The organism is Vitreoscilla massiliensis (assembly GCF_001457815.1).
In the GTDB taxonomy this organism is placed as follows: domain Bacteria; phylum Pseudomonadota; class Gammaproteobacteria; order Burkholderiales; family Neisseriaceae; genus Vitreoscilla; species Vitreoscilla massiliensis.
The window spans coordinates 261520-281191 of record NZ_LN898218.1 but is presented as its reverse complement, the minus strand read 5'-3'; the positions used below and the strand labels follow the sequence as shown (position 1 = coordinate 281191).

At 47.3% G+C, this 19672-nt stretch carries 28 protein-coding genes; 5 read left to right on the top strand and 23 right to left on the bottom strand.

Annotation, left to right across the window (positions count from 1 at the left end; all coding sequences use genetic code 11):
* Nucleotides 1-192: 192 nt before the first annotated feature.
* From BN3003_RS05410 to BN3003_RS05305, 23 genes are all read right to left on the bottom strand, one after another.
* The gene (locus BN3003_RS05410) at nucleotides 193-591 is read right to left on the bottom strand and encodes a hypothetical protein (protein WP_058355635.1); all 399 of its coding nucleotides are present in this window, start codon (nucleotides 589-591) and stop codon (nucleotides 193-195) included.
* A complete protein-coding gene (locus tag BN3003_RS05405) occupies nucleotides 573-980 on the bottom strand; it encodes a hypothetical protein (protein WP_058355634.1) in 408 nt (135 codons plus the stop codon). Before BN3003_RS05405 ends, BN3003_RS05410 begins: the two co-directional genes overlap by 19 nt.
* 41 nt (nucleotides 981-1021) lie before the next feature.
* On the bottom strand, nucleotides 1022-1987 hold the full coding sequence (locus BN3003_RS05400) for an SPFH domain-containing protein (RefSeq protein WP_058355633.1): 966 nt from the start codon (nucleotides 1985-1987) through the stop codon (nucleotides 1022-1024).
* Nucleotides 1984-2424 (bottom strand): NfeD family protein, encoded by a 441-nt coding sequence (locus BN3003_RS05395; protein WP_058355632.1) that lies wholly within the window; start codon nucleotides 2422-2424, stop codon nucleotides 1984-1986. Before BN3003_RS05395 ends, BN3003_RS05400 begins: the two co-directional genes overlap by 4 nt.
* 350 nt (nucleotides 2425-2774) lie before the next feature.
* Entirely contained in the window at nucleotides 2775-3731 is a 957-nt protein-coding gene (locus BN3003_RS05390; protein ID WP_058355631.1) for an IS110 family transposase, read from the bottom strand.
* Between the two features lie 475 nt (nucleotides 3732-4206).
* A complete protein-coding gene (locus BN3003_RS05380; RefSeq protein ID WP_058355629.1) occupies nucleotides 4207-5376 on the bottom strand; it encodes a zonular occludens toxin domain-containing protein in 1170 nt (389 codons plus the stop codon).
* On the bottom strand, nucleotides 5373-5666 hold the full coding sequence (locus BN3003_RS05375; RefSeq protein ID WP_058355628.1) for a DUF2523 family protein: 294 nt from the start codon (nucleotides 5664-5666) through the stop codon (nucleotides 5373-5375). The genes BN3003_RS05380 and BN3003_RS05375 overlap by 4 nt, the downstream gene beginning before the upstream one ends.
* Nucleotides 5666-7207 (bottom strand): IgG-binding virulence factor TspB family protein, encoded by a 1542-nt coding sequence (locus BN3003_RS05370; protein ID WP_058355627.1) that lies wholly within the window; start codon nucleotides 7205-7207, stop codon nucleotides 5666-5668. Before BN3003_RS05370 ends, BN3003_RS05375 begins: the two co-directional genes overlap by 1 nt.
* A gap of 111 nt (nucleotides 7208-7318) precedes the next feature.
* On the bottom strand, nucleotides 7319-7594 hold the full coding sequence (locus BN3003_RS05365) for a TrbC/VirB2 family protein (RefSeq protein ID WP_058355626.1): 276 nt from the start codon (nucleotides 7592-7594) through the stop codon (nucleotides 7319-7321).
* A gap of 15 nt (nucleotides 7595-7609) precedes the next feature.
* Entirely contained in the window at nucleotides 7610-7810 is a 201-nt protein-coding gene (locus tag BN3003_RS05360) for a major capsid protein (RefSeq protein WP_058355625.1), read from the bottom strand.
* A 48-nt stretch (nucleotides 7811-7858) separates the two neighbouring features.
* On the bottom strand, nucleotides 7859-8038 hold the full coding sequence (locus tag BN3003_RS05355) for a hypothetical protein (protein ID WP_058355624.1): 180 nt from the start codon (nucleotides 8036-8038) through the stop codon (nucleotides 7859-7861).
* A complete protein-coding gene (locus BN3003_RS05350) occupies nucleotides 8035-8382 on the bottom strand; it encodes a hypothetical protein (protein ID WP_147645353.1) in 348 nt (115 codons plus the stop codon). The genes BN3003_RS05355 and BN3003_RS05350 overlap by 4 nt, the downstream gene beginning before the upstream one ends.
* 11 nt (nucleotides 8383-8393) lie before the next feature.
* Entirely contained in the window at nucleotides 8394-9401 is a 1008-nt protein-coding gene (locus BN3003_RS05345; protein WP_147645351.1) for a rolling circle replication-associated protein, read from the bottom strand.
* On the bottom strand, nucleotides 9394-9702 hold the full coding sequence (locus BN3003_RS05340) for a hypothetical protein (protein WP_058355621.1): 309 nt from the start codon (nucleotides 9700-9702) through the stop codon (nucleotides 9394-9396). The genes BN3003_RS05345 and BN3003_RS05340 overlap by 8 nt, the downstream gene beginning before the upstream one ends.
* Nucleotides 9699-9866 (bottom strand): hypothetical protein, encoded by a 168-nt coding sequence (locus BN3003_RS18790; protein WP_159061404.1) that lies wholly within the window; start codon nucleotides 9864-9866, stop codon nucleotides 9699-9701. The genes BN3003_RS05340 and BN3003_RS18790 overlap by 4 nt, the downstream gene beginning before the upstream one ends.
* Complete coding sequence (locus tag BN3003_RS18785) at nucleotides 9863-10048, bottom strand: hypothetical protein (RefSeq protein WP_147645349.1); 186 nt, start codon at nucleotides 10046-10048, stop codon at nucleotides 9863-9865. Before BN3003_RS18785 ends, BN3003_RS18790 begins: the two co-directional genes overlap by 4 nt.
* A 376-nt stretch (nucleotides 10049-10424) precedes the next feature.
* Nucleotides 10425-11366 (bottom strand): MetQ/NlpA family ABC transporter substrate-binding protein, encoded by a 942-nt coding sequence (locus tag BN3003_RS05335; RefSeq protein WP_058355620.1) that lies wholly within the window; start codon nucleotides 11364-11366, stop codon nucleotides 10425-10427.
* A gap of 129 nt (nucleotides 11367-11495) precedes the next feature.
* Complete coding sequence (locus BN3003_RS05330; RefSeq protein ID WP_058355619.1) at nucleotides 11496-12422, bottom strand: MetQ/NlpA family ABC transporter substrate-binding protein; 927 nt, start codon at nucleotides 12420-12422, stop codon at nucleotides 11496-11498.
* 23 nt (nucleotides 12423-12445) lie between these two features.
* The gene (locus BN3003_RS05325) at nucleotides 12446-13117 is read right to left on the bottom strand and encodes a methionine ABC transporter permease (protein ID WP_058355618.1); all 672 of its coding nucleotides are present in this window, start codon (nucleotides 13115-13117) and stop codon (nucleotides 12446-12448) included.
* A gap of 1 nt (nucleotide 13118) precedes the next feature.
* The gene (locus BN3003_RS05320) at nucleotides 13119-13856 is read right to left on the bottom strand and encodes a methionine ABC transporter ATP-binding protein (protein ID WP_058355617.1); all 738 of its coding nucleotides are present in this window, start codon (nucleotides 13854-13856) and stop codon (nucleotides 13119-13121) included.
* 244 nt (nucleotides 13857-14100) lie between these two features.
* Complete coding sequence (locus tag BN3003_RS05315) at nucleotides 14101-14862, bottom strand: endonuclease/exonuclease/phosphatase family protein (RefSeq protein WP_058355616.1); 762 nt, start codon at nucleotides 14860-14862, stop codon at nucleotides 14101-14103.
* A complete protein-coding gene (gene nudB, locus BN3003_RS05310) occupies nucleotides 14859-15317 on the bottom strand; it encodes a dihydroneopterin triphosphate diphosphatase (protein WP_058355615.1) in 459 nt (152 codons plus the stop codon). The genes BN3003_RS05315 and nudB overlap by 4 nt, the downstream gene beginning before the upstream one ends.
* Entirely contained in the window at nucleotides 15314-16828 is a 1515-nt protein-coding gene (locus BN3003_RS05305) for a mechanosensitive ion channel family protein (protein WP_058355614.1), read from the bottom strand. Before BN3003_RS05305 ends, nudB begins: the two co-directional genes overlap by 4 nt.
* Nucleotides 16829-17111: 283 nt before the next feature.
* Between BN3003_RS05305 and rpsF the strand changes: the two genes are divergently transcribed.
* The 5 genes from rpsF to mltB all read left to right on the top strand — a co-directional run bounded on the left by rpsF (nucleotide 17112) and on the right by mltB (nucleotide 19671).
* Entirely contained in the window at nucleotides 17112-17495 is a 384-nt protein-coding gene (gene rpsF / locus BN3003_RS05300) for a 30S ribosomal protein S6 (RefSeq protein WP_058355613.1), read from the top strand.
* Complete coding sequence (priB, locus tag BN3003_RS05295; RefSeq protein ID WP_058355612.1) at nucleotides 17496-17807, top strand: primosomal replication protein N; 312 nt, start codon at nucleotides 17496-17498, stop codon at nucleotides 17805-17807. It abuts the gene before it with no gap.
* On the top strand, nucleotides 17797-18027 hold the full coding sequence (gene rpsR, locus BN3003_RS05290; RefSeq protein ID WP_058355611.1) for a 30S ribosomal protein S18: 231 nt from the start codon (nucleotides 17797-17799) through the stop codon (nucleotides 18025-18027). The genes priB and rpsR overlap by 11 nt, the downstream gene beginning before the upstream one ends.
* Nucleotides 18028-18041: 14 nt before the next feature.
* Nucleotides 18042-18494: a 50S ribosomal protein L9 gene (gene rplI, locus BN3003_RS05285; protein ID WP_058355610.1), complete on the top strand. Its 453-nt coding sequence runs from the start codon at nucleotides 18042-18044 to the stop codon at nucleotides 18492-18494.
* Nucleotides 18495-18603: 109 nt separating this feature from the next.
* Nucleotides 18604-19671, top strand: a complete 1068-nt coding sequence (gene mltB / locus BN3003_RS05280; RefSeq protein WP_058355609.1) for a lytic murein transglycosylase B — start codon at nucleotides 18604-18606, stop codon at nucleotides 19669-19671.
* Nucleotide 19672: the final 1 nt, after the last annotated feature.

Sequence of the window (19672 nt, the reverse complement as noted above, 5' to 3'; positions counted from 1 at the left end):
CGGCCTGTAGATGGTAATGGCCATGTTGGTGCGGCGATGCGCAATGTGGCAATGATGGCTGAGCATGAATGGTGTATTGCAAACCATCACCGTGGCGTGTTTTCTAAGCCATCAATAGGGGTTTACAGGCCGCTTTGTATGAAGCAGGGCAAAGCCATGCTTGCGTTGCGACACGATAAGCGGCCTGTAAGATTAGGCTTGTGGATGCGGGTGTTGGTGGCGGTTCATCAGTTTGGCTGCCAAGATCCACAGCGTTACCGACAACACCGCCATGCTGCCCATGCTGCCACCCGGCCACGGCATGTGGGTGTGCAACAGCCAAAACAACAGCGCATAACCTGACCACACCAAACCCACGCTGCGCAGCGTAATCCAACGGTTGTTGTTCATGCCGCAAAAACTGCTGCCAAACCAAAACAAATGCCACAATTCGCTGTCGATTTGCCAAGCGCTGGGCAAGGTTTTGGCCAACAATAAGGCAATCATGGTAGCGACGGCCGAGGCCAAAACTGGCACGATTTGGCGCTGGTGAATGGCGTAATACGTGCCAAGACACACGCACAGGCCGAGAATTATTGCCACTGTAAACATGTGTGTACCCCCAATAAGATGACGCAGGCAATAAATGCTTGCATGCCCAAACGGCCGCCCAAGCCAGTGAGCAAACGGTTGCTGGCCAAATACACCACGCTGGCTAAAATACAGGCCGCGATGCTCAAGCCCCAGCCGCTGATGAATGCGTCTAGCGAGATAAACACGCCGACATACACCGCGTCCAGCAGTAAAAAACGGCTGATGTGAATTTTGTTCAGGTATTTGGCAGGAATGGCCGCCCACAATAAGGCGCTGAATACCGCTGCCATCACCCCATGTAAGGGCGTGTAAGCGGCCAGTAAGCGCACAGTAGAAAACGACAGGCAAATCAAAACAGCGAGCAATAAAAACTGCCGCAGCGGCAGTTGGTAGTGGTAAATCTTCATGATGTGATGCGGGCTTCCTAAGAAGCCCTGTTGTACTTATATTATGGTTTCAGGACGCCTTGATTGGCTTTATTGCCTTGCACGATGTGCATACCGGCGCTGACAAGAGAGCCGATGTCGGCCACGTTGGCAGGCATGATCAAGGTATTGCTTTCTTTGGCCAGTTTACCAAATTGTTCCACATACTGTTCGGCAACTTTCAAATTCACCGCTTCCATGCCACCGGGTTGGCGCACCGCACCGGCAATCAAATTGATGGATTCGGCCGTGGCCTTGGCCACCAATAACAAGGCTTGCGCCTCACCTTCAGCGCGGTTGATTTGCGCCACTTTTTCACCATTGGACTCGTTCACCGCCGCTTGGGCATCGCCCTCAGATTTTTTGATTTCGGCTTGGCGCTGACCATCGGCCAAGTTGATTTGCTCGATTTTGCGGCCTTCCGATTCGGCAATGCGCGCGCGTTTTTCACGTTCGGCAGTGATTTGCTGCTGCATAGAGCGCAAGATTTCTTGTGGTGGCACCAAGTCTTTGATTTCGTAACGCAATACTTTCACGCCCCATGACACCGCCGCTTCGTCCAAAGCCGCTACCACGGTGCGGTTGATGTCGTCCCGCTCTTCAAACGTCTTGTCCAATTCCATGCGACCGATGACCGAGCGCAAAGTGGTTTGCGCCAATTGGGTAATCGCCAAAATGTAATTGCTGCTGCCATAAGACGCCAATTGCGGGTCGGTCACTTGAAAATACAACACGCCATCGACGGTAAGTTGGGTATTGTCACGGGTGATACACACTTGGCTGGGCACATCCAAAGGGATTTCTTTGAGCGAGTGGCGGTAGGCGAGTTTGTCCATCACCGGCACCAAAAAACGCAAACCGGGTTCCAACACATTGTGAAACTGACCCCAACGTTCCACCACATAGGCTTCTTGTTGTGGCACCACTTTAAAGCTTTTTAGGCCTAGGAAAATGATGCCGACGGCGAGTATGGTCAGAAAATAAGTCATGCGCTCTCCTCAGATGTGGGTATGAATAAAGTGGAACGGATGTGCAAAACATTGCCTTGGCGGCCGCTGATGTAAGCGGTTTGACCGATGGCGATGTCGTCGCTGTCTTGTAATTGAGCTTGCCAAACCGCGCCACGGTAATGCACTTGGTAAACATTGTCATGTAAGTGTTGCTCGACTTTGACCACTTGATTCAAGTCCAAAGGCTGGTTCACTTGAACATTGGCGCGTGAGCGGCGTTTTTGGTAGCGGCGCGCCATGAAGATGCCACCGAAACACAACACGCCCAATAAGGCCAAGTTGAATTCCATGCCGGTGCCAAACAGCCATTCGGTCAGGCCGACGGTGGCTAGCGCGGTGGCGATGACCAATAAATAGAATGTGCCGACAAACATTTCCAGAACCACCAGTATGACTGCAGCAATTAACCAGTACACAGCTATCCTTTCCTATGTGACGACATCGTGGGCTCATTGTCGCATAAAATGCGTTATCTGTATGGATAACTTACAGTATTGGGAGTGGTCAATATGGTGAAGTGGTCAATATGGTGAATGAATACAAAAGATACTGTATTGATAAAGTCAACATTATTATTAAAATTCGTTGGTTTTTGTAGTCAATATTGCAGAAATTGTTAGGTTTCTATGCCTACGGCGTGTCTCACTTGCGACGCCGCAAGGGCAGGCAGTTGAAAAGCCAACTACCTACCCTTGGGCTGAGTGTTTTTTGATTGGTAAAGTGTCAAGGGTGAAATGCACGGCTTTGCCGCCCTTGACACTTAATTTCACGATTGTTGGTTTAGGATGGTTTTTGGGTCAAACTGATTACCTGTTTTCAGAACTGTGAAGCAGTAAACCAAGAGCTTGCGCATCATTGCACAAATAATCTGCTTGTTGGTCTTTCCCTTGTCTTTCAGACGTCTGATAAACGGTTGGTAAACGGCCATACGGAACGCTACAACGGCTGGCATGTACAGTGCTGAACGTATGTACTTGTCGCCCATCTTTGAGATTGCCAAATGCCTTGTTGATTTATTGCCTGATTGTTTGATGATGGGATTGAGGCCGACATACTTTGTGGCTTGTTTGGCGGTTTTGAATTGCTTGTCTGCAAACAGTGTGAGTATGTGCGGTATTGTGCCGTCGCTGATGGCTGTGATGGATTTTAGAAGCTTTGCCTGTTGATTCAAATCACCATCAGACTTGATGCGTGACTGGATGACTTTCTCTATGACTTTGATTTCTGCTTTGGTGTTTTTAATACTGGTTTCAATGTAGGGCTTTACTGAATGATGTGCGACTAGGGAACGATTGGTATGAGATGTGAGCAAGTCTTTCAAACCATCCAAGTAGCGTGTAAGGGCTTTTAATTCTCTCTCAGATGGTGAGGCCGGTTTATACAAATCTGGTTGATTTCTTTGGCAGTAGATCGCAATGCTTTTTGCGTCTTGTTTGTCTGTTTTGACGTTTTGTAATTCACTGGTAACGAATGCTTTAATGCGTAGAGGATTGACTACAGAAATCTTGTGGCCAGTATCGTGCAGATAGTCGGCGATGGCTTCACTGTATGACCCAGTGGCCTCACAACAGGCGTAAACCTTGTTTGCTGTATGTTTTTCTAACCAGTTTGTCAGCTTGATGAAACCGTCTTGATTGTTTTCGAATGTACGGTGCAGGTATTTTGTATCGTGCATTAAACAACAATCAATCTTTGCCTTGGCAATGTCTAAACCTAAATACATGAGACTCCCCTTATATGCAAGCTAGCTTACTATCATTGCCGCTTTTGATACTGTTCAGATTTTTTAGACAATAGAAAGCCCCAGTTACCAATCTTTTGTGCAAACTCTAGGTTTAGCGGCTAGTGCGGTATATCTGGGGCTGGTACTGCTTAACTTAATAAAAACCGTTTCTATCGAAACGCCTTGTTAAGAACCAAAATGATTCCAAACAACAATAGACAACCTACAATATAACCCTCAAAGAAAAAGAAAGTTACCGATATTGTAAGCAATACAAGAATATCAATAATCAACTCACCCCTACTAACACCAGTAAAAATAGTATTAAATTTAAACGGTAATATCGAAATAGATATCAAATAAATTGCAATAATTCCAACAAAAATATTTATAAAATTACTAACGTAACCAGTTTTTATAATAATAAAAACTAAAAACAACAACCAAATAAGACTTTTGAAAATAGTTTTAAGCATCACTGAGCATCAAGTTTTACAGATGGCCTCATTGTGTCTTTTGTAGTGCTGTCAGTCAATGACAGTACATTGGCATTGTTTTGTTGCTGCGCTTGTTGCTGGCCTTGCTGTATTGGCGGTGTTGGGTCGCGGTACGGGTCAAACGGTAAACCTTCCTTTGCCCACTTCTTACAGAACACATCGGAAACATTTACGACCGTACCTTGTTGGCTGTAAGCAGTGCATTTGCCTTTGCTTATCATGACCCCTTTAACCTGCTCGAATGTCTTGGGCTGGCGTATGCCGTCGTAGAGTGGTTTAGATTCAGGTTTCTCAGGAATCGTGGGTACGAAGTCGGTAGGCTTTAAAGATTGTCCAGCTTGAGGGGTATCATTATTTGCACCACTCGATGTTGTGGCCATGTTTGGTTGGGTAGCATTTGGTAATACGTCGCTTGCCATTTGCACATCGAGTTCTGTTTGTGGTGCTACGCTAATCGCTTGTTCAGGTTCATTTTTGCCTGAGAAGCGGTAAATAATGAATGCGATGGATATGATGCAACCGAGCAGAACGTAAACCATTGGACTAATACGCCGTTTGTGCTTGACGTGAACAGAAGAGCTTTTGTAATAATCAAATGCCTTTTTAGGCGGCCTGTAGAGGCGTGAGGTGGCATCTTTAAGCACCATAGGACTAAAGCTTGTCATGCACTCATTCCATTCATACAAGCGTGTAGTGGCCTGTTTACGGGCTAAGTGTATGTGTCTTGAAACCAAGTTTCTAACGTAGCTGTCGATGTTGGCAGGATGCTGAGTCATGATAATGAGTGTATGGCCTTGATGGCGTAATTCTGTCAGTTTGGCGATGTAATCAGGTGCAGGGCGTGAGCTGGGGCGGACGGGGTAAACGTAGTGACACTCATCGACAATAATCAATGAGCCGACTGGGAACAGATTTTCTAATGTGTCGCTGCGCATATGTTCATGTGTGACTGAACAAACACCCAGTTTTACTTCATCAATGCCATCAATGTGTGCAGTGTAAATTGGACGTTTAATCCAATCTAAAATCGTCTTGCCGTCAGTGTCATAAACTGGCATTTCTGCCAGTTTATCTTCATTATCAATAATCATTTGAATGACTTTTGATGTCTTGCCTGTTCCCATATTGCCGGTCATCAGGATAATCATACGCCGTACCCTGTGACACCAAAGAAGATTTTTTTACCGACTGTCAGGGCGATTTTGAACGCAATAGCTCCGAAAATGATGGACAGTGCCTCGCCCAATCCTGCAATCATGGTGATGCTGTAAATGGTGGGTGACATGCTGTTTATTTGGGTCAGAATGATGGATTTAAAATTGTTGAGCATATAGGCACTGATACCGCCAGTGACAAATGCTATGCCAAAAGCGGTTATCAGTTTGGTTACAAGGAATCGGGCAACGAGGGCAAGCACGGCGGCTAAAACGGCTGGCATTAGTCTTTACTCCTTATGATGATGAACAGGCCTGTAATGGTGGCCATAATCAAAATAATGGGTCTTAGAAAGGCGGCAATTTCGCAATGCTTGTCATAGCTGTACATGATTGTGCCGTGACTGGTAACAATGCTTGTTGGTGCTGGACAAGCTGCGGTAGCTGGCAAAAAATTGTCTTTGCTGAATTCGGTAGGTAGGTTTATTTCAGGTATTTTGATTTTATCGAAGATGGATTCGGCCTCTTCTCCCGTACCCGTTTCAATGCATGACATGGCCTTGGGATTGGCTTTGCAGAAGTCAATCATATCGTTCAGGTCTGTGAACTCAGGAACTGTAACAGGTGGCACAACTACTTGCGGCTTGGTGCCTGTTTGCTCGTTGGGCTTAGCTACTGGAGCAGTATCTGTGTTGGTCAAGTCGGGACGTGGGATGGATGTCACTTGGGTTGGGTTAAGTGTGCCACTTTGTCCAAGTGTTGGGCTGTACTCCCAAGAATCATTTGTGGCCGAGTTAACACCAATACCAGAGCTTGAACCACCGATGATGACTTGATCTTGCTGTGATGTGCCCGTGATGGGATTGGTGTAAGGAGGGCCAATTACATTTACTGGTGAACCAACAACGCCCCCAGTAAGCTGAACGTCTTTGATGTTCTTTCCCTGAGTCGGCTCATTGATGCACTCACTTGGGAATTTTGCACACACTTCATCGAAATATTTTAATAAATCACGGTCTTCCATCAATCTTTCTTCAGTTAATGGTTTACTCATCGTTGCCCATGAAAAAGAATAACCATCGTAACCAGTCTGCGGTGCAGGTCTTTTGTAATAGCAATTGACATTAACATTGACATTGCAATATTCAAGCGTTGAGCCATTAGGATTAACTGGCTTTAATTTTGACTGAACAACGGCAATGAGTTTTTCATGACTGACATATTCATCACGGGTTGCATAAATCGTATTTGTGGTCACAACTTGTTGAGTAGCAGGATTGACAACTTTTGAGACGTACATGTATTCGACTGTTTGTTTAAATCCCTCAGATGTACAGGATATTCCTTCTATCAATAAGCCATCACAAAAAAACTTGCCAACACCATATACAACAGCCGAGCCTGTAGTCCACGATTTAAACTTATTCCAAGCAACAGTACGCCCGATAAAACCACCCACACTTGGTGCCAAACGAGCCAACCAAAACCATGTGTGTTGGTATTGGCCTCTGTTTTGGTAATTGAATGGTTGCTTGATGTAATTCGCGTACATGATGCCATCAGACTTTTTGTTTGCTACAACTTGCTCTAACCAATCATCAGATGTGTACTTGGTTTTCAAATCCATGTTGACTTTGATTTCTGCGCTGAATCCTGTGGTTTTGTCATACGTCCAAGAGCGGTTATCAAATGCGTAAGGGTCGATGTTAAAGTACAAATTACCCTGTTCAGCGTAGACATAGTTGCCGCCGCCAAAGCCAAGGTAATTGATTGCGTGTGAGAATGTCGGAACCATCAGAATGATGACAATGAGGATGCGGTACATATCAACGCCCCATTGTGAGGATGGCTGCGGCGATGATTAAACAGGCTAAGATGCCAAGGATGGTGTAAATAGACACGCCTGACTCCACTGGAAATAATGCGATGTATTTGCTCATAATCCACGTCTCATAATGGCGACGCACAAAATGCCGACTGTTAATGCGATGAAGCCCCAACCGATTTCGACACCGTCTTGGAACTGCTGGAGCGGACTGCATGCTGGGAATGAATCAACGATTTGTGAGCCGTTTAAATGCCATTGGCCGTTAAGCTTTTCAGGTTGAACAAGTTGATTGTTCTGATTGATGACGGGGGCAACAGAGCTGTATTTATAGTCCTGAGCTTCTTGTAATGTGTCAAAGCACTGAAATCCGACTTGATAGCCCATGTTGCCCCCGTTTACTTAGAATGACTTGCGCATGTATTTAACAACCACAATCGCCAGCAAACCCAAGAACATTGCCCATGCGACGGTTGCACCATCAACACCCATTTCGTCAATCTTGTCTGTTACACCTGCTGGAATTGCAGCGTGGGCAGCAACTGCCATTGAGAACAAAGACGCGCCAGCGCCATACTTCACTACTTGGTTAATGCGTTTCATAATGAAACTCCTTATTTAGTGTGGTCAGGAAAGCGTGACCACTTCGCTTTAAAACTCGTCATCATCGAAATTCAGACTGAACTCTTCTTGCGGCTCTAATTCCCAACCATCGTCGCCAAGGTGTTCGATGTCGCCATCGGGATTCATGCGGTAATCTGAATTTCGGTACTCGTTGCCGTCATCGTCGATTTCACCGCTCATATCGTCGATGTCCCAATACCCTGTCATTTGGTGACTTTCATTGGCATGGCGATATGTTTCATGTGATAAATGCTGACATTTGCACCTTTATTAGTTGCGTAAGCAGTTACAGAGACTGGCAAGCGAACCAAGTCGCCAATGGAAAAGTTTTCATCAACAAACTTACATGTTTCTTCGCTGACTTGAATTGAGGTTTGGCCATCATCATTTCGCGGTAAGCCAACACACTCTTCAAGACGCATAAAAAACATGTATTTCTTTTCTTCTTTGCCATATTCATGACGGTAGAAGCCTGCGAAAACGCCAGTTGCTACGAGCGGATGGCCGCCAGTGCCTGCTGATTTTTGTTTGGGTTCATAAACTTGGCTCATTTCGATACCTTTCATATTTCTTGTGATAAAACGATGTCGCGGCACTTGTAACCCCAAGAGCTGCCGACCATGAAACACATCATTTCGCTGTAGTTGTCAGCGTTTAATGTGATTGTGTTGACCATGCCAAATGCTTGTTGCACGCGGTTCCATTGGTCTTGGTTCGTTTCTATGTAAGCTTGGAGCTTCTTGCGCCACAGTGTTGAGCCGTAGCTGAAGAAGGAGAAATTGCTGTTGGCCACTTTCCAGCTATGGCCTGAATCTTGGGAGCATTGAACAAGTCGCACGCCTTTATCTTCTGCAATGCGTGACTGAACGTGTTTGCTGATGTATTTGCCGACGTACTTGGCAAGACGTGCGGAGCATGTACGGATGGGAAGCAATTCGTGACGGCCAAAACCGTATTTGGTCATCGATGAACGCAGCATCTTCCAAATGGCTTTTAAGGCTTTGTTTGCGGACTTGTAACGGCCGTAACGTGGCAATTTTTTGTTGTAAAACTGTTTGAAATCAAAGCCTGTAAGTATGTCTACTTTGCAATCTAAAATCAGATGGTAGTGAATACGGCCGTTTTCTTGGCGTTCGTAACAGCGGATGTAATCACCGAAATATTTGTGTAAGCAGTATTTGTAGAATGATTTGAAGCGTTTTTGAGCTTCTTTTGGACACTGGATGTCATCGGCAAAAGTCAGGGTCAGAAAGCCAATGTTATTAATCGGGTAATAATTGCAAAACGCTTCTACATTCATCTCTAAAGCAGCAGTGGATTTCTTGCCTTGAGAGGACAATTCAAACTTCTCAGATTCAACAATTGCACCTTCGGCGCAGTTGTTACTATTTTGACAAGGAACGTCCAAAACCTTGCGGTTTTGAACGTCTCCAGCAGCAGAATTGCGTGAATTTTGAACGCACACAGAACACAAAGCCGCTTCGGTCAACATGAATTTGAACGTGAAAACGCCACAGCCTTTGCACTGGTGCTGTAACTTGAGCGGAACACCATGCATAAACTTAGCCATGATGTGCCTCACTGGATGCAGAAGCAGGGGCGGACTCGTCAGCTCGTCCATCCCCTTGCTTCTGTTCTGTTGTATTAGATTGTTTTATGCGGCGTTTACGCTTTGGACGTGAATCAAAATCAATAAGAAATCTTGAGATTAGGAGGAACAAATAACAGGCAAGCATGAACATAACGCCCAAACCCAAGCCATCGGTGAAACCCTTAACATAAGCAGAACTTACATCGGGCGAGACATTGGCAATAATTTCTTGGCAAAGTTGTAAAACTTCAGGCTGTGCAGTGATTTTAGAAGCCATCATGGAAGCTCCTTCATAATGCCACCACCAATAGGAGCTAAAGCCCACTCATAAACTATTGCAAGAAAGTGGAATACGTATTGAATTGCAATAATTCCAAAGAACAAAAGCGCAAAGAACAAAACGATTTGGATGATGCAAACAATCAAATCCTTGGAAGTCATCATTGCACCTCATAAACTGGGATATTCAAATCAGAAGTAAGCTTTGAAGCCGTAGAACGTGCTAAAAACAAAGTTGAAGCATGACAAATACTGCTTTGACGGATATCAGATAGGCAGATGCGAACATCCCACCAGCCATGACGTAAAGTCTTAATCACAACGCAAGGATATTCGCGATTAATCATGCCGCTGCCCCTACTCGAATCAAGGGCAAATTATTCCAGTGAGCAAAGAGGATGCAGCGAAATAAGAAATTGTATTGGCGGACTGGGGAGCGCTTACCACCATCGACAAGCGTCACAATGTATTTGCAGCTTGGAGTGCGTGAAACCTCAAAATATGCGGTTTCAATATCAAACTCTGGTAATGGTCTTTGCATGTAAAACGCCCCTATGAATGAAATCACAGGGGCGTTTTCGCTTATGGATGCAGGTTTTTTAGCAGAATTTCAGCTAACACCTAAGATACTGTTCAAACTAATGATTTTGTCATGCCCGAGTGATGGGCAAAATATAAGCGGCCTGTAAGAGTTTACAGGCCGCTTGTTGTTAGCAAAAGGAATTATTTGCTGGCAGACGCTGCTGACGCTGCAGCAGGGGCAGAAGCAGCGGCGCTGCTGCCTGAGGCGCCATTGGCAGGGATGTTCCATTCGGCTGGGTATTTATAGCCTTTGAAACGGTCCAATGCGTATTTTTTGAATTCGTCAGATTTGTAGGCGTTAATCACGTCTTGCGCCCATTTGCTTTTCATGTCGGCCGTGCGTAAAGCGCCCCAGTTCACATAAGCGTAGCTTGGCTCTTGGTACAAGGCTTCGGTCAATTTCATGCCGCTGGAAATGGCGTAATTGCCGTTAACAATGGCGAAATCCACGTCTTGGCGTGAACGTGGCAAATTGGCTGCTTCCATCTCGACGATTTTGATGTTTTTCGGGTTTTCCGCGATGTCGGCTTTAGACGCTTTCAATGGGTCTACGCCGTCTTTCAATTTAATCCAGCCCAATTCGTTCAACATCACCAAGGCACGGGCAAAGTTAGACGGGTCGTTCGGTGCAGACACGGTAGAGCCGGCTTTAACGGCATCCAAAGCAGTGGCTTTACCTGGGTAGAGGCCCAATGGTGCGGTTGGTACTTGGAAGGCTTCGGTCAAATCCAATTTGTGTTCGGCTTTGAAGCTGTCCAAATACGGTTTGTGTTGGAACACATTGACATCAATCGCGCCTTCGGCCAAGGCTTGGTTAGGAGTGACATAGTCGGAGAACTCGGTCAAGGTCACTTGATAGCCTTGTTTTTCCAAAATCGGTTTGATGGATTCTTTCACCATGTCGCCAAAGTCGCCGGCAGTGGTGCCGATTTTGATTTCTTTTTTCTCAGCATCCACGCTCACGGCGCTGGCGCCAGATGCAGCAGAAGCTGCGGCAGGGGCGGCTTTTTCACCACCACAAGCGGCCAAGGCCAAAGTGATGAAGGCGGCAGACAAAGTCCAAGTGGTTTTTAAAGCTAACATTGACATCTCCTAAAGCCGTGACGGTAACGCGGCAGTGTGTTGTTGGGGTAGGTAATGCGGGTCATGCGGTTGGTGATACTTGTTACGGATAAAAATGCGGCCTGTAAATGTTTACAGGCCGCTTAATGCTTATTTGCTGGCTGAAGCCGCAGATGCTGCTGGAGCAGAAGCGGTGGCAGTGCCATTGGCTTCTACTTTCCAATCCACTGGGTATTTGTAGCCAGGGTATTTTTGCAAGGCGTATTTTTTGAACTCATCAGAGTTGTACGCTGCTACTACGTCTTGCGCCCATTTGCTCTTCACGTCAGGAGTGCGGAATGCGCCCCAGTTCACATAAGCATAGCTAGGCTCTTGGTACAAAGAGTCGGTCAATTTCATGCCAGAAGTTAACACGTAATTGCCGTTAATCACGGCAAAGTCTACGTCTTCGCGTGCGCGTGGCAAGTTGGCCGCTTCTACCTCAACAATTTTGATGTTTTTGGTGTTTTCAGCGATGTCTTGTTTCGATGCTTTGAGTGGATCGATGCCGTCTTTCAACTTGATCCAGCCCAATTCGTTCAACATCACCAAGGCACGAGCGAAGTTAGAAGGGTCGTTAGGCGCGGCCACGCTGGCGCCATCTTTGATGTCTGCCAAGGCTTTTAATTTGCCGGCGTAAATGCCCAAAGGTGCGGTAGGCACTTGGAAGCCCACGCTCAAATCCAATTTGTTTTCGGCCACAAAACTGTCAAAATAAGGTTTGTGTTGGAACACGTTCACGTCTACCGCACCCTCAGCCAAGGCTTTGTTAGGGGTAACGTAGTCGTTAAACTCGGTCAAAGTCACGGTGTAACCTTGTTTTTCCAAAATCGGTTTGATGGAGTCTTTGACCATGTCGCCAAAGTCACCGGCAGTGGTGCCGATTTTGATTTCTTTTTTCTCAGCATCCACACTCACGGCGCTGGCGCTAGAGGCTGCAGAGGCTGCAGCAGGTGCGGCTTTTTCACCACCACAAGCGGCCAAACCCAAGGCAATCATGGCGGCGGTTAAACTCCAAGACGTTTTCAATCCCAACATATTTCTCTCCTAATAAGCCATATTTAGCGTTTGTTTAAAGCTTTAGACAATTTGTTACCGGTGGTTTGAATCACAATCACGATGGCGGTGAGCAAAATCAATACCGCATACATCACTTCTGGCATGTAGCGTTGGTGACCATAGCGTATGCCCAAGTCGCCAATACCGCCGCCACCGATTAAGCCTGCGGCAGCACTTTCGCCCAATACCGCAATCACCAACATGGTGATGGATAACACCAAACCAGAACGGGTTTCGTTTAACAATACCTTGGTGATGATTTGGCGCGGTGGTGTGCCCATCGCTTCTGCCGCTTCAATCACACCGCGCGGTACTTCGTTTAAGTTTTGCTCCATCAAGCGGGCAAAATAGAAAATCGCTGCCAAGCTCAAGGCCACCGACGCGGCCAAGGGGCCAAACGAGGTGCCGACGATGGCACGGGTGACTGGCATCAAGGCTATCATCAAAATCACAAACGGAAACGCGCGCATGAAACTGATGATCCAGTTCAATACCGCATTCAGGCCGCGGTTTTGAAACAATTGCTTGTCACCGCTCAAATACAACCAAATGCCCAAAGCGCCACCGAAGATGATGCCGACAGTTGAGGCCACACCAACCATGATGGCGGTGTCTTGTATGGCTTGGATAAATTCATCTTTCAGCGCCCAAACGCTGTCCCAACCTTCATTCATATCAATCCTCCCGCACCAATTCTTGCCCCACCACCGATTGTGGGTGCAATTGTTTGTTTTCCACTTTCACCACTTCCACCAAATGACCGTTGTCGAGCAAGGCCACGCGGTTGCAAATGCGGCGGATGACACTCATTTCATGGGTAACAATGACGATGGTGACGTTAAAGCGTTCGTTGATGTCGCGCAGACATTGCAACACGCTGCGGGTGGTAATCGGGTCTAGGGCGCTGGTTGGTTCGTCGGCCAAAATCACATTCGGACGCGGTGCCAAGGCGCGAGCGATGCCGACGCGTTGTTTTTGGCCACCAGATAATTGCGATGGGTATTTGTCGGCGTGTTCGGTTAAGCCGACAATGGCCAAACATTCGGCCACGCGTGTTTGGATGTCGGCCTTGTTCCAGCCGGCGATTTCCAATGGGTAGGCGACGTTATCGGCGATGTTGCGGTTGGCCAATAAGTTGAATTGCTGAAAAATCATGCCGATGTTTTGGCGCGCTTGGCGCAAAGCGCCGGCGTTCAAAGCGGTGAGCTCTTGGCCATCGACGGCCACGCTGCCTTGGTCTGGGCGCTCAAGCAAATTGATTAAGCGCAAAAGGGTCGATTTACCTGCACCTGAATAACCCATCAAACCAAAGATTTCACCTTGTTCAATCGTTAACGACAAAGGATGTACGGCATCGAACCAAGATTTATCACGGCGTTGGAACCGTTTGCTTACTTGGTCTAAAACTATCATGTTGACTCCAAAAATATAGCCCGTTGTGCGGACAACGGGCTAAAGCATTGAATTTGCGACGCAAATTCGGCCGCTTTAGCTGTTTTTACGCCCGCAAGCTGAATTCAAATCGGCGTTTTTATAAATTGAGGACGTTATTAAACAACGTGATGGTGGGGTGCGTCAATTATCAATTGGTTCTAAGCCAGACAAACTTGGTTATATGTTTCGGTGTAAATGAACACACAAGCGGCCTGTAAATGCCTCAATGGCTGAAATCGGGTTTCAAGACCGCACTCATCGGCAAATGATCGGACAAATCGCTCCACGGCTGGCCGTGGTGCACCACCGCTTTGACCACTTGCAAATGGCGCACATACAAACGGTCTAGGCTGAGCACGGGCAGTTTGGCGGGGAAGGTCTTGGGCAAACGGCCATAATGGCTGACATACGCTTCTTTCAAACCTAAGCCTTCGGCGATGCTGTGGTCGGAGTTGTACAGCCAATCGTTGAAGTCGCCGCCCAAAATCAGCGGCCAGGTGGGGTCTATGGTATTGCACACATAATCGTGTATCGCTTGGTATTGCTTGCTGCGGTCGTGTTCGCGCAAATTCAAGTGGGCACACAAAATCACCAAAGGCTTGGTCCAATTGGGCGGATACACTTCGCAATGCAACACGCCACGGTGTTCCATGCGGTTGACGGTAATGTTGACATTGTGTTTCGGGTCGAGTGGGAAACGGCTGAGCACGGCATTGCCGTGGTGGCGGCTGGGGTGAATGGCATTTTTGCCATAACTGCTGTTTAAGGTAAGGAATTCGCCAAAAAACTCGTGTTGCGATTGGTCAGGGAAGTCGTTGAACTGGACTGTGCGTTTCAGGTGTTGGCCTTGCACCTCTTGCAACATCAAGATGTCCGGCGACAGGTGTTTCAAGGCTTCGGCAATGCCGTTGACCTTAACGCGGCGGTTCAGCGGCGACATGCCTTTGTGGATGTTGTAAGTGGTGACGGTAAAAGTATCACTCATGATGCGGCCTGTAAGATTAATTGTGCGATGGCATTGCGATTGGACGGCGAGTAGGCCAGTGTCAATGCGGTGTCGGCATCTACCCAGCGGTAAGCGCTGTGCTCGGCGGGTGCGATGGTGATGGGGCTGTCCAAGGCCACATCGACGGAGAACACATGCTCGGTATTGCGGCGGGTGCCGGGTGGGTAACGATGCCAATACTCCGGATAGATGTCGTAATCATAATGCAATTGCCAATCGTGGACTTGTTCTTTAGCAAGACACAAGCCAGTTTCCTCACACAATTCGCGTATGGCCGTGTCTAGCGGCAGCTCGTCCGCTTCCAAGCTGCCGGTGACCGATTGCCAAAAATCAGCATTGTCGATTCTTTGCAACATCAAAAACCGCTGGCATTGGTGGTGTATCACCACCAACACGCTTACAGGTCGCTTATACGGTTTGCTGGGCGTGTTCATGATGGGGTGCCGTCGGTATTGGCTTCAGGTTGCGACTGTGCCGTGCTGGGTTCATTGGAAGTAGCGGCTTCTTTGGAAGTGGGGATGTGCACCTTCGGTGGTGTGGCTGCTGGCTGTTCACTGTTCAAAATGCGGATTTCCCGTTGTGGGTAAGGGAATTCAATGCCAGCTTCGTTAAATTGTTGCCAGATGTCGAGCATGATGTTGGAGTTGAGCAGCGAAAAACCGTTTTCTGGGTCTTTAACCCAAAAGCCCACATTCAAATTGATGCCGGAGTCGGCAAAACCTGCCAAAGTGGCCGAGGCCTCGCCGTGTACGCGTTCTTGTTTTTCCGTTGCCGCCTTCATGATGGCCAAGGCTTGGGTCAAATCGGTTTTGTACGCCACTTGGATGGGAATGGTACGCCACAAAGCCTTGCCGCTGTACGATTCATTAATCACCATATTGGCGATGAAGTTTTCATTCGGCACCAAGGCCTCAGCGCCGTTGGCGTCTTTGACCACGGTGTAGCGGGTGGTGATTTTGGTGACATAGCCATTGAAATTGTTGACGTTGACACGGTCGCCAACGCGCACTGAGCGGTCGAACAAGACGATAAACCCCGACACATAATTACTGGCGACTTTCTGTAAGCCAAAACCCAAACCAACACCCAACGCACCACCAAACACCGACAATACGGTCAGGTCTATGCCGACCATGGGCAAGGCGATGAGGAAAGACAAGACGATGAACAAGGTCTTGGTGATATTGGACAAGGCGATGCGCAAACTCATGTCCATGCGCGTGAAGCCCATCAAGCGGCCTTCGATGACTTTGGCCAACCACATCGCAACCATCATGATGATGATGACCCACACCACGCCATTGAAGATGTCAAACAGACTTAAGCTGTCTTTGGCAAAGCTGAGTTTTACCGATTTGGCCCAGTCGATGATCCAATCGGTGGCACCGGTAATCCACATCAGAAACACCACCCAAATGGTGGAGGAGAGGATGATTTCGGTTTTGTGGTTGAAAATTTTGGCTGGCAAGGTGTAATACAGCACCGCGCACACGGCGCGTATCATCACCATCCATGCCGAGGCCACGATTAACAGGCCAAACCACAGTGTTTTCAGGCCGAAGTATTGCATGCCTTTGATGATGAGAAACGAGGTCAGTGCCAGCATTAATGGCCACGCCAAGCGCGTGAGCAAATGTTTGAAGAAATTAATCTTGATGATGCCTTGACCGGCTTGCTCCATTTTTTGGATGTGGCGTTTGCGCGCATTGTCGAGCAGAAAATAGCCGCCCACCATCAAGGCCAAGGCGAATAAAAATTCCACCCAGCCGGCGGTGGAGTTCAAACTGCGTTCTATCAAATGGCTGGTCCATTCGCGGCGGGCGATGGAATCGGTGAACAAGTCAAACACGCCCCATTCGCGGATTTCTTTGGATATCGCGCCAATTTGGTCGGGGAGTTTGTCGATTTGGTGTTGTAAGGTGTCTTCTTGTTTGCCTGCGGCCATGCGTACTTACCTAATGTGATGAGGGTCGTGGTGGTGTGTGCCCACCATGTCGATGGCGTATTGTAGCTGAGTCAATTGCGAGAGATGTTTTTTTTATCTGCCTTTACAGTTGTAAAGGTATGCTGTGTGGGCGTTACAGGCCGCATCTGTTGTTGCAAGCGCACAAAATAATGCCATTACGGCTTGTGGCTTTGGTGAACACAGACTATAATGCTCGGCTTTACTAACCTTGCCCGCTGCTGACACGCATGGAAGCGGGATTGAATAGCCACAAGGAGTTAACATGCGTCATTATGAAATCGTGTTTATCGTTCATCCAGATCAAAGCGAACAAGTACCTGCGATGGTTGAGCGTTACAAAAACATGGTGACTGAAGCCAACGGCATCATTCACCGTTTAGAAGATTGGGGCCGTCGTCAATTGGCTTACCCAATCGACAAAATCCACAAAGCTCATTACGTTTTGATGAACATCGAAGCTGAACCTGCTGTTGTAGAAGAAATCGAAACTGCGTTCCGTTTCAATGATGCGGTATTGCGTCACTTGACCATCAAAACCAAACACGCTGTGACTGAATCATCTCCTATGATGAAAGAAGAAAAAGCGAAAAATTTGTTGGACACTTCAGCTAAGACCGAAGAATCTTCTGAGTCTACTGAAGCGTAAGTGTTCAATCAACTGACGCTCAGTGCCGATGTTGGTGAGCTTTCTGTATTGCGCTATACCCCAGCTGGGGTGCCGATATTAACGATGACTTTATTGCATCAATCGGAGCAAACAGAATTGGGTGTGCTGCGGCAAGTCGCTTGCGAGATAGACGCCAAAATCACCGGAGACATGGCACTGCAATGGCAAAATTCTGCTGGTAAACGCGTTGAGGTTAAGGGTTTTTTAGCCAAACGCAGCTTAAAAAGCAACCGCTTGATTTTGCACATACAACATATTGAAATGAAAAAGGTTAACGACAATGGCTCGTAATACATTTAAACGCAAAAAATTCTGCCGCTTTTCGGCTGAAGGCATCAAAGAAGTAGATTACAAATCAGTGGACATCTTGAAAGATTTCATCGCTGAAAACGGTAAAATCATTCCAGCTCGCATCACTGGTACCAAAACCCATTACCAACGTCAATTGTCAACTGCTGTGAAACGTGCGCGTTTCTTGGCTTTGTTGCCATACACTGACCAACATAAATAAGAGAGGACATCAACATGCAAATCATTCTTCTTGAAAAAGTTGGCAACTTGGGTGGCTTGGGTGACGTGGTTACCGTTAAAAACGGTTACGCTCGTAACTTCTTAATCCCTACTGGTAAAGCTCGTCGCGCCAATGCAGCTAACTTGGCTGAATTTGAAGCACGTCGCGCTGAATTGGAAGCAAAACAAGCTGAAATCTTGGCAACTGCACAAGCTGCTCAAGCCAAAATCGACGGTCAAGAGTTCACTGTTGAACAAAAAGCCGGTGTTGATGGCCGCTTGTTCGGTTCAGTAACCAATGCAGACATCGCTGAAGTGATTACTGCTGCAGGTACTGAAGTGGCTCGTTCAACCGTACGTTTGCCTAACGGTCCTTTGAAAGCCGTTGGTGAGTACGAAGTTGAAATCGCATTGCATCACGATGCAGTAGCAACTGTTAAAATCATCGTTGCTGGTTTGGCTGCGTAATTTTAGTGTTGTGAATTCAAGGCTGCCTGATTATTCAGGCAGCCTTGTTGTTTGTTAGGCGGTCAGATTTTGGTACACTGTCAGCCTAGAATACTTTGGGGTCAGTCTGATGAAAAAAATCGCTATCTTAATCTCACTCATGGCTTTAGCGGCCTGTACGCCAAAAGCAGTGGAACAAACCAGTACCGGTGCCACTGTCAAACCGGTGAAAGACCACCAGCCTGAGATTTACTCCAATGTGACTTACCCAGAAGGCACTTCATTTTTAAGCCGTCCTGATGTGCAGCGTTACATCGACCGCAAAGTGGCCACGGGTCAATTTTCTCGTGCTGAGATGGAGGCATTTTTTGCCAATGTGCAAAACAAACCCAACATCATCGGCATCATGGACAAACCAGGCACTTCGCGTCCTTGGTATGAATTCCGTAAAAACAATGTCGCCGGCAGCCGCATCACGGGTGGGGTGAAGTTCTGGAACGACAATGAATATGCTGTTACCCAAGCCAGCCGCATCTATGGTGTGCCACCGGAAATCTTGGTGGCCATCGTTGGCATAGAAACCAATTACGCCAGCAATATGGGCTCGTTCCGTACTGCCGATGCCTTGGTGACCTTGGCGTTTAACTATCCGCGTCGCGCCGAATTCTTCCGCAAAGAATTGGATGAATTCATGTTGATGGCACACGAAGAGCGCCAAGACATGTTCACTTTCAAAGGCAGTTACGCCGGCGCGATGGGCATGCCGCAATTCATGCCATCAAGCTACCGCAAATGGGCAGTGGACGCCAATCACGATGGTCATCGCAATATTTGGAGCGACCCGAATGACGTGATGGCATCGGTGGCCAATTACATGAAACAACATGGTTGGCAAACCGGCGGTAAAGTGTCGATTCCAGTCAAATTCCAAATGACCGAAGCGATACAAGCGAAATTGGACGAAGACACGCAGCTCACGCACACCGTCGGTGATTTCAAACGCTTGGGCGTGCAAGTGTCGGATGGTTCGGTGGCCGATTCTGAAAAAGCGTTTTTATACCGTTTGGAAACCGCACCGGGTCAATACGATTACTATCTTGGCCTGAACAATTTCTACACCATTTGGCAATACAACCACAGCCGTTTGTATGTGTCGGCAGTGAAGGAAATTGCTGAAAACGTGGCACGGAGTCGTTAAT

Coding starts and splice junctions, on each gene's coding strand:
- BN3003_RS05410 (WP_058355635.1), bottom strand. CDS start 591: ATGTTTACAGTGGCAATAATTCTCGGCCTGTGCGTGTGTCTTGGCACG.
- BN3003_RS05405 (WP_058355634.1), bottom strand. CDS start 980: ATGAAGATTTACCACTACCAACTGCCGCTGCGGCAGTTTTTATTGCTC.
- BN3003_RS05400 (WP_058355633.1), bottom strand. CDS start 1,987: ATGACTTATTTTCTGACCATACTCGCCGTCGGCATCATTTTCCTAGGC.
- BN3003_RS05390 (WP_058355631.1), bottom strand. CDS start 3,731: ATGTATTTAGGTTTAGACATTGCCAAGGCAAAGATTGATTGTTGTTTA.
- BN3003_RS05380 (WP_058355629.1), bottom strand. CDS start 5,376: ATGATTATCCTGATGACCGGCAATATGGGAACAGGCAAGACATCAAAA.
- BN3003_RS05375 (WP_058355628.1), bottom strand. CDS start 5,666: ATGCCAGCCGTTTTAGCCGCCGTGCTTGCCCTCGTTGCCCGATTCCTT.
- BN3003_RS05370 (WP_058355627.1), bottom strand. CDS start 7,207: ATGTACCGCATCCTCATTGTCATCATTCTGATGGTTCCGACATTCTCA.
- BN3003_RS05365 (WP_058355626.1), bottom strand. CDS start 7,594: ATGGGCTATCAAGTCGGATTTCAGTGCTTTGACACATTACAAGAAGCT.
- BN3003_RS05360 (WP_058355625.1), bottom strand. CDS start 7,810: ATGAAACGCATTAACCAAGTAGTGAAGTATGGCGCTGGCGCGTCTTTG.
- BN3003_RS05355 (WP_058355624.1), bottom strand. CDS start 8,038: ATGACAGGGTATTGGGACATCGACGATATGAGCGGTGAAATCGACGAT.
- BN3003_RS05350 (WP_147645353.1), bottom strand. CDS start 8,382: ATGAGCCAAGTTTATGAACCCAAACAAAAATCAGCAGGCACTGGCGGC.
- BN3003_RS05345 (WP_147645351.1), bottom strand. CDS start 9,401: ATGGCTAAGTTTATGCATGGTGTTCCGCTCAAGTTACAGCACCAGTGC.
- BN3003_RS05340 (WP_058355621.1), bottom strand. CDS start 9,702: ATGATGGCTTCTAAAATCACTGCACAGCCTGAAGTTTTACAACTTTGC.
- BN3003_RS18790 (WP_159061404.1), bottom strand. CDS start 9,866: ATGATGACTTCCAAGGATTTGATTGTTTGCATCATCCAAATCGTTTTG.
- BN3003_RS18785 (WP_147645349.1), bottom strand. CDS start 10,048: ATGATTAATCGCGAATATCCTTGCGTTGTGATTAAGACTTTACGTCAT.
- BN3003_RS05335 (WP_058355620.1), bottom strand. CDS start 11,366: ATGTTAGCTTTAAAAACCACTTGGACTTTGTCTGCCGCCTTCATCACT.
- BN3003_RS05330 (WP_058355619.1), bottom strand. CDS start 12,422: ATGTTGGGATTGAAAACGTCTTGGAGTTTAACCGCCGCCATGATTGCC.
- BN3003_RS05325 (WP_058355618.1), bottom strand. CDS start 13,117: ATGAATGAAGGTTGGGACAGCGTTTGGGCGCTGAAAGATGAATTTATC.
- BN3003_RS05320 (WP_058355617.1), bottom strand. CDS start 13,856: ATGATAGTTTTAGACCAAGTAAGCAAACGGTTCCAACGCCGTGATAAA.
- BN3003_RS05315 (WP_058355616.1), bottom strand. CDS start 14,862: ATGAGTGATACTTTTACCGTCACCACTTACAACATCCACAAAGGCATG.
- nudB (WP_058355615.1), bottom strand. CDS start 15,317: ATGAACACGCCCAGCAAACCGTATAAGCGACCTGTAAGCGTGTTGGTG.
- BN3003_RS05305 (WP_058355614.1), bottom strand. CDS start 16,828: ATGGCCGCAGGCAAACAAGAAGACACCTTACAACACCAAATCGACAAA.
- rpsF (WP_058355613.1), top strand. CDS start 17,112: ATGCGTCATTATGAAATCGTGTTTATCGTTCATCCAGATCAAAGCGAA.
- rpsR (WP_058355611.1), top strand. CDS start 17,797: ATGGCTCGTAATACATTTAAACGCAAAAAATTCTGCCGCTTTTCGGCT.
- rplI (WP_058355610.1), top strand. CDS start 18,042: ATGCAAATCATTCTTCTTGAAAAAGTTGGCAACTTGGGTGGCTTGGGT.
- mltB (WP_058355609.1), top strand. CDS start 18,604: ATGAAAAAAATCGCTATCTTAATCTCACTCATGGCTTTAGCGGCCTGT.